At 55.3% G+C, this 12,554-nt stretch carries 10 protein-coding genes; 7 read left to right on the top strand and 3 right to left on the bottom strand.

The annotated features are described in order from the left end of the window. Positions 1-72: 72 nt before the first annotated feature. The 3 genes from OCH02_RS04865 to OCH02_RS04855 form a co-directional block, all read right to left on the bottom strand. Positions 73-855, bottom strand: a complete 783-nt coding sequence (locus tag OCH02_RS04865; RefSeq protein WP_261430128.1) for an N-formylglutamate amidohydrolase — start codon at positions 853-855, stop codon at positions 73-75. A 99-nt stretch (positions 856-954) separates the two neighbouring features. Further along, a complete protein-coding gene (gene olsF / locus OCH02_RS04860; RefSeq protein ID WP_261430127.1) occupies positions 955-2,676 on the bottom strand; it encodes an ornithine lipid synthase OlsF in 1,722 nt (573 codons plus the stop codon). A gap of 160 nt (positions 2,677-2,836) precedes the next feature. Next, complete coding sequence (locus tag OCH02_RS04855; protein WP_261430126.1) at positions 2,837-4,507, bottom strand: DUF4091 domain-containing protein; 1,671 nt, start codon at positions 4,505-4,507, stop codon at positions 2,837-2,839. Positions 4,508-4,972: 465 nt separating this feature from the next. On the opposite strand from OCH02_RS04855, the gene OCH02_RS04850 reads away from it, so the two are divergent. From OCH02_RS04850 to agaR, 7 genes are all read left to right on the top strand, one after another. Then, positions 4,973-6,226 (top strand): ABC transporter substrate-binding protein, encoded by a 1,254-nt coding sequence (locus tag OCH02_RS04850; protein ID WP_261430125.1) that lies wholly within the window; start codon positions 4,973-4,975, stop codon positions 6,224-6,226. Positions 6,227-6,307: 81 nt separating this feature from the next. Further along, entirely contained in the window at positions 6,308-7,246 is a 939-nt protein-coding gene (locus OCH02_RS04845; RefSeq protein WP_261430122.1) for a carbohydrate ABC transporter permease, read from the top strand. Positions 7,247-7,258: 12 nt separating this feature from the next. Then, a complete protein-coding gene (locus tag OCH02_RS04840) occupies positions 7,259-8,077 on the top strand; it encodes a carbohydrate ABC transporter permease (protein ID WP_017892963.1) in 819 nt (272 codons plus the stop codon). A 22-nt stretch (positions 8,078-8,099) separates the two neighbouring features. Continuing rightward, positions 8,100-9,212 carry an ABC transporter ATP-binding protein gene (locus tag OCH02_RS04835; RefSeq protein WP_261430120.1) on the top strand — a complete coding sequence of 371 codons (1,113 nt, stop codon included), beginning with the start codon at positions 8,100-8,102 and terminating at the stop codon, positions 9,210-9,212. Between the two features lie 19 nt (positions 9,213-9,231). After that, positions 9,232-10,515, top strand: coding sequence for a Gfo/Idh/MocA family protein (locus OCH02_RS04830; RefSeq protein WP_259189434.1), 1,284 nt, complete (start codon positions 9,232-9,234; stop codon positions 10,513-10,515). 19 nt (positions 10,516-10,534) lie between these two features. Next, positions 10,535-11,443, top strand: a complete 909-nt coding sequence (locus OCH02_RS04825) for an ROK family protein (protein WP_261094799.1) — start codon at positions 10,535-10,537, stop codon at positions 11,441-11,443. Positions 11,444-11,775: 332 nt separating this feature from the next. Further along, positions 11,776-12,546, top strand: a complete 771-nt coding sequence (gene agaR / locus OCH02_RS04820) for a transcriptional repressor AgaR (RefSeq protein ID WP_261430117.1) — start codon at positions 11,776-11,778, stop codon at positions 12,544-12,546. Positions 12,547-12,554: the final 8 nt, after the last annotated feature.

The following is a 12,554-nucleotide window of genomic DNA, read 5'->3' as shown; positions in this document are numbered from 1 at the left end:
CGTCGCTCCTGACTCTTCCCAATGACGCTTACACGTTCCTTACAGTTATCATCACTGGGAATATTCCTAAAGTCAAATTTGCCAGCGTTGCCAGGCCTGTGGCAGCAGCCTGGCGAAGCGTTTTGCCCAGGCTTGTTGACCCTGTTGGTCGGCGATTAAATCCTGGCGGATCTCAATGCCGACGTAAGGCAGTTGGCGGCGTTCCGCATGCACCGGCAGAGTGTAATCGGTAGCGTCGGTCATGGCATAAGGCTCATTGACACCGACCTGCAAATCCCCTTCTTCCCGCAGCAGCTCTGCCAGCAGCAATGCAAACTCCGGCTGACGGTTAAACAGCAACCCCACCTGCCACGGCCGCTGCTGGCCTTTAAATACCGGCGTGAAGCTGTGCATGGCGATAATCGCCGTTGGCAACCCGCTGCGCTGCCGTTCATCCAGATGGTCGGTTATCGCCTGATGATAAGGCCTGAAAATGGCGTGCTCGCGTTCCTGGGCATGATTTCCATCAATATCAATATTTCCGGGAATCGGTGTCAATTCCGACAGCGGCGGGATAGAACTGGTAATACCGGGCGTGCGGTTACAGTCAATCACCAAACGGGAGTAACGCTGATGAATCAAGGTGCTGTCCAACTGGCGGCCAAGATGCCGTGAAACCTTTAATGCGCCGATGTCCCAGCCGATGTGACGGTCGATTTCTCCCGGCGGCAGGCCGAGATCGCCCAACTGCTGAGGTATCGCCTGGCCGGCGTGATCGCAGAGTAATAGAAAAGGCGCGGTCCCCCTGGGCGTTTCAATCGCCACGGCGGCGGGATCTTCAGGGGATAACAAAGTCGAGACGAACGATTGCGGCATGAACAACTCCGGTGGCGGAACAAAGCCTTATCTTAGGCTATACCCCACCACCGTTGCCAAGCTTCGGGTTAGATCAAAAAGGCATGAAGCGCATGCCAATTACTCTATGCAGGCGTCTTGTGGCTGATGCACCGCTATATAACGCTGGAACCGCGCCGGTTTAAGCCGGGAAAGGTCGACCAGTACCAGACCGTCAATGCAGTTGTTGAAGGCCGGATCGGTGCCGAAATCAATAAACTGCACCCCGCCGGGTTCACACAGCTCGGTATATTGTTTATACAGCGTAGGTATCGAACAGCCGATGTTGCTCAGCAGGCTTTTCAGCCTGATCAGATCTTCCTGATAGTTATTGCCGGCAAACTGCGCCAATACCTGCGGCAACGAAGCAGGATAAGGCTGACGGGACTGCGCCAGGGCATGATTAGGCGAGAAGTACAGTCGGTAGAAGGCAATCAACAGGTCACGCGCCGTCACCGGCATGCCGCCAGAAATGGAAACCGGGCCAAACAGATAACGGTACTGCGGATATTTTGCCAGGTAAGCGCCAATCCCCAGCCACAGGTAATCCAGCCCACGTTTGCCCCAATAGGCCGGCTGAATAAAACTGCGGCCCAGTTCGATACCCTGCGCCAGAATCGGTGCCATATCGCAGTCATAATGGAACAGGCTGTTGCTGTAGATGCTTTCCAGGCCTTTCTGTTCCAACTGCTCGGCCGTAGGAATAAAGCGGTAGGCACCCACAATCTCCAGCTCGTCCGCATCCCACAGTACCAGGTGGTAATAGTCGTCGTCGTAACTGTCCAAATCCCGACGGCGGCCGGAACCTTCGCCCACCGCGCGAAAAGCAATCTCACGCAGCCGACCGAGTTCACGCAGGATAGGCGCACGCGCCTCACCCTGCCGGCGATACAGGAAAATAATTTTCCCGTCCGGCGTCACCCCAAGACGCTCACAGTTTGCCAGCGCCTTCTTCAACTCCAACCGATCTTCTGGCAAGGCGATAGGTGACTCACTGGCAAACAGTCCTTCTTTGCCCTGGCCCAGACGGTAGACATGACGGCGGAAACGCTCGGCCAAATCTTTGGCGCTAGTGTGACCATCATGCCAGCTGCTAAACGGAATACGGCCGCCCACGCGAATTTTGATGCGTCCGCCCTGCTGCTGGAACATTTCTCGTACCAGCAAGAGTGTGGACAGCGGTCGGTAAACCAGTGAGGTGAAATAGAACAGGTTGCTGTTACGCGCGCTGATGTGGATCGGCACAATTGGCGCTCGGGCCTTGGCCGCCAGCCGCAAGAAGCCGGTATGCCAGTGGCCGTCACGAATGCCTTTCGGGCTCATGCGCGACACCTCTCCGGCAGGAAACAGGATCAGGGCGCCCTGCTTATCCAACTGGGCCTGCATGCCTTCAATTTGCTTGCGGTTGGTCTTGTTGCCGACGTTGTCCACCGGCACAAACAGATTGCGCAGCGGTTCTATATAGGTCAACAGCTGACTGGCGACCACCTTAACATCCGGGCGCACTGCCGCCACCGCACGCAACAGCACCAGTCCGTCCAGCGAGCCAATCGGGTGGTTGGCCACCAGCACCACCGGCCCCTGGCTCGGAATATTTTCCAGGTCACCATCGACCAACTCACAGCTGAGGTTAAAGTAGTCCACCACCTGCTCTATCAAATCCAGCCCTTTCAGGTGTGGATAGTCGGCGGCAAACTGTTTGAATTCTTTTTCGAAGAGTAAAGTTCTCAGCAGGCTACGCTGCCAGGCAGGGGTCTTGCGGTGTGGAAATGCATCATGCAACAGAGAGTCCAAGCTAAACATCGCGTTATCTCCTGGCTTAGTCGCTGCAAACTTAAGCCAGCGCTATGACCCTAACATGTCAGTAACATGACAAAAAAATGAAATCCCTCGACCTATCAGGTATAGCAAATTATTGAAAACTCGGTGGCGCAGAGAGGCCTGTCGCCACCAAAGCCGCATTTTATGCCACCGAAATTAAGGTTTCGATGCGCTGATTCACCACTTCCCGCAACCGCAACAGCGGCTCCGCCTGATGTGGATAACGTTTAAAAGTGATGACCATCCCCAACTGTTGCTCAATCAAAGCCTCCACCGTCGCCCGGTCAGTCAGGCTTTCCAGCAACTGTAAAGCACGCATGTCCTGCAGGCCCTGGTGCAGTACCCGCAATCGCAGGGACTCCACCGGCGTCAGGTTCTCACCGGGATAGACCACGAAGGCATCGCCGGAGGGAAAGGCATTGCGGCAATCCGTCACCGCGTAGGGGTTGAGTTGCTCCCGTGAATGACCGCTGTTATAGAAGTTGAAACCCCAATGCAAAAAACCGGTGATGTTGTAGCGGTATAGCTGGATCCCCAAAATGCGGTTGCGCGCCGAAGGTTGGGCAAAGAAGCGGTTGGCCACCTCGGTTTTTTGTACGCAGCAGTAGTAGGCCCACAGGTCTGGCACCCGGTTCTCAATAAATGGCTCGATATGATCGGTGGCAGCCACCGGCGTTTCCACCAGCCCCTGTTGGTAAAATGCATAATCAGATAGCGCATCAAAAGTACGAAACCCGGCCAACAACGGGCGCAAGATGGCGCTGGCACACTGGTAAACGTCGATATTGTCCAACGTCGGCTCGTCAGAAATATGGAACCAAACCCGCCGTTGCAACTGACGCTCGCGGAACCAGTCGGTCAATGCAGGCAACAGTGCCTGCAGAAACTGTTGATACTCTTCGCCGTGGGCATCGGTATGCCAGCCGAACAGCGGACTGAGCGCACCATCTATCTCCACCATGATTTTCGGCGCGTGTGCCGCCCCCCACTGGGTAAACAGCGGCGCAATCTCAAAGTGTTCAATGCCCTCTTCCTGCGCCATTGCCACCCATTGTGCCAGACGTTGGAAATCAAACCGGTAACCCTGCGCACACCGCTGCACGCCCACCAGCTGCACGGTGGTGCGCTCGCCGCCGATGGCGGTATCCAGCGGTGGCGTGAAGATCGGCGTTAACAGCATGTTTACCCCGCTGTTAACCGCTGTACGGACAAAGTTGCGTACCGCCAGCCAGTACTCCGGGCTGAACACCGCCAACTGGTAATAATCCGCCAGGCAGTCGGAATGCAGCCATTCGGTGTGCAGCAGGGTTTGCGGTGGCAGCGCGGCCGGGACGATATGCAGCGTCAACGCAGCACTGGCCAGCACTTCATCACTGATCACATCAAACAGCGTCAGCGTCAGGGGGTAATCCCCACCCGCCACCGGTATCGCCGGCGGGGTTAAGGTCAACCACAGGCTGCCGTAATAATTGCAGGCGGCAAAGAAACGCCGATCGACCAAGGGTATCAGCGGATCGGGAAATAGCCCCGGTTCGGTGCGCAGATAGTTCTCATCGGTCTCGGCATAACAAGGGAAGTGGCTGGGCACCGAATGCACCTGACGCACGCTGATATACTCCGCCAATGGCCCCTCAATACGATAGCCTAATTCACGGCGCGTTTCGTTCCCGGTCCGTTGCAGGCAATAAACCCCTTGCCAGGAAATAGTTTCATTATTAAGTCCACTGAGTTTATTTACCTGCATAATCTGCGGCGAATTATGGCTATGAAATGTCTTTTCCAGGCAATGGGTAAAGGTCAACGAAAGGCGCATAACGGTGAGCTCTCTTTTATTTGGAAATACCGATGAGTGATTTTCAGGCTAAACCCTTTTATCGCTGCAAACAATAGTAGCCATTAAAAAATCGACAACACCCCGTGGCGGAGGCTGCCCTATACGATTTTTTTGTTTATTTGCATCACAAAAATGAAAGATAACCCGGCATGCACAATAAAAATGTTTTTAATCCCCATCATGGTGCAAGGGTTATCATTTATTCCTATGACCCCAGCAGCCCGGAATTACTGTGCGGCAGGGCCAAAACCGGCCTGAAAGGTTAACAGGTTGTGAACAAATGACGCTTTCGTTTTGGGCCTCAAGCCTTTCGATCTTAACAACAATGAAACATTCGCGCCCCATTTTTGGGCAGATCGGGGTGTATTGACACATTGAAAGTTAAGGGATAGAAAGAATTCACGTTACGAAAATATTTATTCGTCGTTCACCAAGGGGAAAGCAATGTCACCGATAAAAAATACCGGCCGTCTTCTGGCGCACTCTGCCATTGCGGTTGCATTATTATTGCCGACCATGTTATATGCCGCCGATCAAATAACTTTGCGTTATGCCGTATGGGACAGAAATCAATTGCCTGCCGAGCAGGAGATTGCCAAGCGATTTGAAAAAGAAAACCCCAACATTAAAATCGCCATAGAATTAACGCCGTCGGCACAATACTTCGTTAAATTGGATTCCGCCGCCGCAGGAGGCGTCACGCCAGATATATTCTGGATAAACATGCCTTATTTCGTGCAATACGCCAGAAATGGCATCATGCAACCCTTAACGCCGTATATTACCGGCAGCAGCGTGCAATTAAATAATATCGTCGCCAGTTCGGTTAAAGCCTATCAGTATGATGGACAGCAAATGGCCATCCCCCGCGACGTTGACTCGATCGCCGTGTGGTACAACAAAAAATTGTTCGATCAGGCCGGCGTCAGCTACCCGACCAACGACTGGAGCTGGGATGATCTGAAAAACAAAGCCACCGCGCTGAAAACCGGCTTGAAAGGCAGTGCCTTCCCACTGGTGATGGATCTGAGCATTGACGGTCAGGACAGCTATATGAACCTGCTGTTCCAGAACGGCAACCACATCGTACCGAAAGACGGTCAACCCACCGACATCGCTAATGATAAATCCATCTGGGTCTATCAACAGCTGCAATCCATGATGAAAGATGGCTTGATGCCCAGCGCCCAACAGATGAGCGAAGTCAAAACCGAAAACATCTTCCAGTCCAACCGCGCGGCGATGGTGTATGCCGGTTCATGGTTAGCGGCTCCCTTCGCCAACAATCCGCTGATCAACGACCATATCGGCGTGGTCATGATGCCGAAAATCGAGCGCCAGTCCGGCGTGGCACACAGCCTGGCCTTTGCCATGTCCGCCAACAGCGCCCACAAGCAGGAAGCCTGGAAATACATCGAATTTATGAGCTCCGAAGCCTCGCAAACCGAGTTGGCAAAAGCGGTGATCCCGGCCAACAAACTGGCGGCCAAAGCCTGGGCGGCGGAGATCAAAAAAGTCGATGTCACGCCTTATATTGACACCCTCAACGTGACCGAAGCCTACCCCACTGCCGGTACCAATACGCCGAAATGGCAAAACATGTGGATTGCCAGCCTGAAGAAAATCTTTATGGGCGCGGACGCCAAAGCCGAGATGGACAAATCGGTCAAGAAGATCGAACGCGTGATGGAGCAGTAATCACCCCGAGCCGGTAGCGCCTGCCCGAAGGCGCACCGGCTGCGGAATACCGCAGAGCAGTTACCGGTGAGGAATGGCAACATGTCGCTGGCAGAAACAACCAGGGTCCCCCTACAACAAAAAAGTGTCCCGCGTCCGGCACTCAGCCGCCTGGAGCGCGCCGAACGTTTCTGGGGTTGGGTAATGATTTTACCGCTGCTGATTGGTTTGACGGTGTTTTACCTGATCCCATTTTTGCAGAACATCTTTTACAGCTTTACCGATCTTAACCAATTTATGCGCTGGAGCACTCTCAGCGTCGATAACTACGTCAATCTGTTTGAGGATGACGACTTTTACACCGCCGCCGGGAACACGCTGTTCTATGTGGTGGTGTGTGTCCCCATCAGCCTGAGCCTGTCGCTGCTGCTGGCGATTGGCCTGAACCAGAACATCCGCGGCAAGGCGCTGCTGCGCACCCTGCTGTTCTTGCCGGCTGTCACCATGCCTGCCGCAGTGGCGATGGTCTGGCAATGGCTGTTCAACAAAGACTTCGGGCTGATCAACCAGGCAATTGGCCTGCTGGGAATTTCGCCGGTAGCCTGGCTGTCCGATCCGGACGTGGTGCGCATCAGCGTTTCCATCATCATCATCTGGTCGTCGCTGGCGTTGAAAATCATCATTTTGCTCGCCGGGCTACAAAGCATTCCACGTCAACTGTATGAGGCCGCCGATATCGACGGTATCAGCACCCTGCGCCGCTTCTTTTGCATCACCCTGCCGATGATGGTGCCAACGCTGTTCTTCGTTTCGGTGATGAGCTTTATCGAGATCCTGCAAATATTCGACGTGGTGTTCCTGATGTTCGACCGCGCACTGGTGGAAAGCGACGTGATGACCGTTACCAACCTGTTTTACAAGTATGCCTTTTACCTGCAGGAGAAAGGTTACGCCTCTGCCATCACCGTGGTGCTGTTCGCCGTCACCCTGCTAATCACCCTGATTCAAATGATGATTGGCAAACGCCTGAAAGTCAGCTGAGGAGCCACGACGATGAGCATAAGTAAAAGAACGCTGGTGTATCTGTTTATGGTGTTGGCGGCGCTGGCTTCAGTAGTGCCTTTTATCTGGATGCTGGTGACCTCGCTGAAAACCCAGGCCGAGAGCATCCAGATCCCGCTGACGCTGCTGCCGACTCACCCCAGCCTGCAGGCCTACGGCAAGATCATGCATGAAATTCCGTTCACCGACTTTTATGTGAACTCGCTGCTGGCGACCTTTTTTACCGTCACGCTACAAATGGTGATCGCCACCATGGCCGCCTACGGTTTCTCACGCTTGCACTTTCGCGGCCGTGATGCGGTGTTCCTGGTGTGTATCTCGATCCTGATGGTGCCTGGACAGGCCTTTTTGATCCCCCAGTTTTTGGTGGTGCAGAAACTGGGGTTAGTGAACAGCATCACCGGGCTGGTATTGCCGGGTATTTTCAGTATTTACGCCACCTTCCTGCTGCGTCAGTTCTTCCTGGCGGTACCGAAAGAGATGGAAGAAGCGGCGCTGATCGACGGCTACAGCTACTTCGCTATCTTCTGGCGCATCATGCTGCCGCTGATCCGTCCCGGCATTATCGCCTGCATCATCATCAACGGCCTGTGGAGCTGGAACAACCTGATGTGGCCGTTGATCGTCAACACCACCACCGAGAAACTGACGCTGCCGGTCGGGCTGGCATCGCTGTCGAGCCGTGCCGGGGTGGAATACCCGCTGCTGATGGCCGGTGCACTGATGGCGGTTATTCCGATGCTGATGCTGTTCATTCTTTTCCAACGCTACTTCATCCAGGGCATCGCCAGCGCTGGGGTAAAAGGCTAACCGCGTACACAAGGTAAATAATATGGCCGGTATACAGTTAAACAGTGTGAAGAAGGTTTATCCCAACGGGTTCAATGCATTGCACGGGATCGATCTGGATATTAAAGATGGCGAGTTTATGGTGTTTGTCGGGCCCTCCGGCTGCGCCAAATCGACCCTGCTGCGGATGATTGCCGGGCTGGAGAGCGTCAGCGAAGGCCAGATATTAATCCACGATCGCTGCGTCAACGACACCATGCCGAAAGATCGCGGCATCGCCATGGTGTTCCAGAACTATGCGCTGTATCCGCACATGACGGTCTACAAAAACATGGCGTTTGGTTTGATCGGCAAGGAAAGCAAGGCCGAAATTGACCGCCGGGTGCGAGATGCAGCCGAAAAACTGGAAATCACCAATCTGCTGCAGCGCAAACCGGGCCAGTTATCCGGCGGCCAGTGCCAGCGCGTAGCGGTCGGCCGCGCCATTGTGCGCAAGCCCAAGGTGTTTCTGTTCGATGAACCCTTGTCCAACCTCGATGCCAAGCTGCGGGTCTCAATGCGCGTTCAACTGATCGAACTGCACAATCAGCTCAAGCAGGAAGGTGCTGCCGCTACCATGGTCTACGTCACCCACGACCAGGTAGAGGCAATGACCATGGGCGATCGCATCTGCGTGATGAACCGGGGGGCGATTATGCAGGTGGATAAACCGATCAATCTCTACCACCAACCGGCCAATCGCTTTGTTGCCGAGTTTATCGGCAGCCCGTCGATGAATCTGCACGATATGGCGATTACCCGCAGCGCGCAGGGTATCGGGCTGCGCATTGGCAACGAACATGCGCTTGAACTGCCGGCGACGCTGCAAGAGCAATTGGAAAATTACCCGCACCCACGCGTGTGCCTTGGCATTCGCCCTGAGTCACTGCGGCTGTGCGCGCCCGGCAGCAGTCATTGCTTTCCGGCCAAAATTGTCACCATCGAACGCATGGGCAATGAAGAGTTGCTGCACTGCGAACTGGCCGGACTGCGCTTTGTTTTGCGCATGGCGTCGCAGCCTGACTGGGAGCCACGCCTGGGAGAACAGATCCACCTGGCTTTCGACCTGTCCCGCGCTCACCTGTTCGACCAGATCAGCGGCCAAAACCTCAAATAATTAGATCGGAGAATGTGCAATGTCGTCAGCTCAACAAAATGGTTTTGCCGGTCGCCCGGTTCGGGTTCTGGTGATTGGTGCCGGGGCGCGTGGAGAAATTTATTCGCGCTACGCGTTGGCACACCCGGATTTAATGCAGGTGGTGGCCGTGGCCGAACCGCGTGATGTCTACCGTCAGCAATTTGTCGAACAACATGCCATCGCGGCGGATAAGGTGTTCACCGACTGGCGGCAGGCCGCCGACGCAGGAAAATTGGCCGATGCCGTGCTGATCTGCACCCAGGATACTCTGCACCTCGAACCGGCATTGGCCTTTGCCAAACAGGGTTATGCCATGCTGTTGGAAAAACCGCTGTCCCCGGACGCCAGTGAATGCCGCACTATTGTCGAGGAAGTGGTGCGCCAGAAGCTGATTTTCTCTGTCGGCCACGTACTGCGCTATACGCGCTACACCCAAAAGCTGAAACAACTGCTGCGCGATAACGTGATTGGCGACATCGTCAGCCTGCAGCATCTGGAACCGGTAGGCTACTGGCACCAGGCCCACTCCTTCGTGCGCGGTAACTGGCGTAACGACGGCGAAGCCGCCTTTATGCTGCTGCAGAAGTCCTGTCACGACATCGACTGGATCCGCTACATCATGGAGTTGCCTTGCGAGCAGATCAGTTCCTTCGGCGGCCTGCGCCATTTTCGCCAGGAAAATCAACCTGCCGGGGCAGCAGATAACTGCCTGGACTGCGCGGTGGAAGCCAGTTGCCCCTATTCCGCCAAACGCATCTACCTGGGTGACGACCACAAGGCGACACCGGGCTTCCTGCGGGTGTTAACCCCAGAAGTCAGCCAGCCGCATCTGCAGGCGGCGCTGCGCGACGGTCAGTACGGCCGCTGTGTCTATCGCTGCGACAATAACGTGGTCGATCATCAGGTGGTCAACATGCAATTTGCCGGTGGTCGCACCGCTTCGTTCACCATGACCGCCTTTACCCGGCTGGAAGATCGCCAAACCCGCATTTTCGGCAGTCATGGCTGTCTCGAGGGAGACGGACGCTACATCCGCATTACCTCGTTCGTCGATGACAGTGAAAAGGTCTACGACGTCGATGAGGCCGAAGATCTGCACGCCATGTCCGGTCACGGCGGTGGCGATTACTACCTGATGCAGCATTTTATCGACGCCATTCGCACCAACGATCCTTCACAGGTGCTGTCCGGACCGGCAGAAACGCTGGAAAGCCACCTGATGGTGTTTGCAGCGGAACGCGCACGCCGCGAATCTGCGGTGATCACCCTGAGTGGAGCCTGAAAACGTGGAAATATCTCAGATGCGTTACGGTTTCGACATCGGCGGCACCAAGATCGAGATGGCGGCCTACGACCGGCAGCTCAGGCAGGTCCTGTGCCAGCGAGTCACGACTCCCACCGGCGATTACCGCGAGTTCTTGTCCTGTATCCATCAATTGGTCGACAGTGCCGACAGCCAACTGCACACCCAGGGCAGTATCGGCATCGGTTTACCGGGCGTGACGGATCCACGCAGCCGCCGACAACTGGCGGTTAACGTCCCCTGCCTGACCGGACATTGCCTGGCAGACGATTTGGCACAAGAGTTGGCGCGGCCGGTTGAAATTGAAAACGACTGCCGCTGCTTTGCCCTTTCCGAGGCCAGCACGCCGCAAACCGAGCACCTGGCGTTGGTGTTCGGCGCCATTATCGGTACCGGGGCCGGCGGTGGCCTGGTAATGAACAAGCAGTTGCATAAGGGCCGCAATGGGCTGGCCGGAGAATGGGGCCACACGCCGATCTCCGCCCAGTTGGCGCAGCGCTACGACTTGCCGCTATTCACCTGCAATTGCGGACTGACTGGCTGCTTTGAGCGTTACGTTTCCGGCAGCGGTCTGCTGGCATTAAGCCGTCATTTCGGCCACCACGCCGACCACGTACCGGCGTTGATCGCCAGTTATCGACAGGGCGACCCACTGGCGCGGCGACTGATGGCCATGTACGTCGATATTCTGGCCAGCGCACTGGCCAGCCTGCAACTGTTGTTGGATGTAGATGCTTTCGTGCTGGGTGGCGGGCTGTCCAACGTTGGCGAGCTGTATTCGCTGCTGCCCCCGGCCATGAGCCATTGGCTGTTGCCCGGTACCGAACCCGCGGCAATCTACCCGCCGGTGCATGGCGACAGCAGCGGTGTACGAGGAGCCGCGTTATTACGCCAAAGCTGGCAATAAAAAATAGTGAAAAGACCACCAGGAAAAAACCAGTGCCGCAGCTTTCATCCTGCTTTTGGCAAATTAACCCAGGCGGCAAGTTGCCGCCTGATAAATAACGGATTACGGCTTTTCACTTTATTTCCCGACGGCTTTCGGTTGAGGGTCAACCGAAAGGCTTTTTAAATATAAACAACTGATACATATGGTTTTTTATAAAATAACCGATTGCATTTCACTGTTTCGTTTGCTGTAATTCGCCACGAACAACTGAAAGCACTCCTGCCAGATTAACTGCGACGCATTGCGCCGCGGCCGGGTATGGCTACAGCTAAATCAGGAGTCACGCGTTAATGATCAATACCCTAAAAAGACGGGAATTAATTATCGACCAGCTTTGTCGCGAAGGCTCAGTGCGCGTCGAGCAACTCAGCGCCCAGTTTTCGGTTTCCAGCGTCACTATCCGCAGTGACCTGCGCCAACTGGAAAAAAGCGGCTGTGCGGTCCGGGCCTATGGCGGCGCAATGCTCAATAAGCAGTTCGCCTTCGATCGTCCGCTGCAGGACAAGGGGCGCCTCAATCGCGACGTGAAATATGCCATTGCCTGCGCCGCAGCGGGATTGGTCAACGACGGCGATGCCATCATTCTCGACTCCGGCTCGACCACCAGCCAAATGGCGCAGCAGCTGGTCGGTAAAAAGGATCTGGTGGTGATGACCAATGCGCTGAATATCGCTTTCGAACTGGCCAATAACGAACAGGTTGATCTGATGGTGGTCGGCGGCAGCGTACGACGTAAATCCTGGTCACTGTATGGCCCGGCCGCCGAGCAGCACATGCGTCAGTTCCGTTTCGACAAGCTGTTTCTCGGCGTCGACGGTTTTGATTTGCAAAGCGGCATCACCACGCCGGATCCCGGTGAAGCACAGCTCAACCGCGCCATGTGCGACGTAGCGCGTGAAGTGATCGCCGTGGCGGATGCCAGCAAGTTTGGCCGCACCAGCTTTTGCATGATCCGTGAAATCGGCCAAATCCAGCGTTTGGTCACCGACAGCCGCATCCCGGAAAGCTACCTGCATGCGCTGAACCATTTAGGGATCGACGTGATTATCGCCGACCGTTAACCGAGGTT

It is taken from the genome of Serratia quinivorans (assembly GCF_946227985.1).
GTDB classification, from domain to species: Bacteria; Pseudomonadota; Gammaproteobacteria; order Enterobacterales; family Enterobacteriaceae; genus Serratia; species Serratia quinivorans_A.
This window is presented reverse-complemented; position numbering and strand designations above follow the sequence as displayed.

Bases quoted from the DNA above. Each gene is read 5' to 3' on its own strand.
- OCH02_RS04855 (WP_261430126.1), bottom strand. From the start codon at position 4,507: ATGCGCCTTTCGTTGACCTTTACCCATTGCCTGGAAAAGACATTTCAT.
- OCH02_RS04845 (WP_261430122.1), top strand. From the start codon at position 6,308: ATGTCGCTGGCAGAAACAACCAGGGTCCCCCTACAACAAAAAAGTGTC.
- OCH02_RS04825 (WP_261094799.1), top strand. From the start codon at position 10,535: ATGCGTTACGGTTTCGACATCGGCGGCACCAAGATCGAGATGGCGGCC.
- OCH02_RS04850 (WP_261430125.1), top strand. From the start codon at position 4,973: ATGTCACCGATAAAAAATACCGGCCGTCTTCTGGCGCACTCTGCCATT.
- OCH02_RS04835 (WP_261430120.1), top strand. From the start codon at position 8,100: ATGGCCGGTATACAGTTAAACAGTGTGAAGAAGGTTTATCCCAACGGG.
- OCH02_RS04865 (WP_261430128.1), bottom strand. From the start codon at position 855: ATGCCGCAATCGTTCGTCTCGACTTTGTTATCCCCTGAAGATCCCGCC.
- olsF (WP_261430127.1), bottom strand. From the start codon at position 2,676: ATGTTTAGCTTGGACTCTCTGTTGCATGATGCATTTCCACACCGCAAG.
- OCH02_RS04840 (WP_017892963.1), top strand. From the start codon at position 7,259: ATGAGCATAAGTAAAAGAACGCTGGTGTATCTGTTTATGGTGTTGGCG.
- agaR (WP_261430117.1), top strand. From the start codon at position 11,776: ATGATCAATACCCTAAAAAGACGGGAATTAATTATCGACCAGCTTTGT.
- OCH02_RS04830 (WP_259189434.1), top strand. From the start codon at position 9,232: ATGTCGTCAGCTCAACAAAATGGTTTTGCCGGTCGCCCGGTTCGGGTT.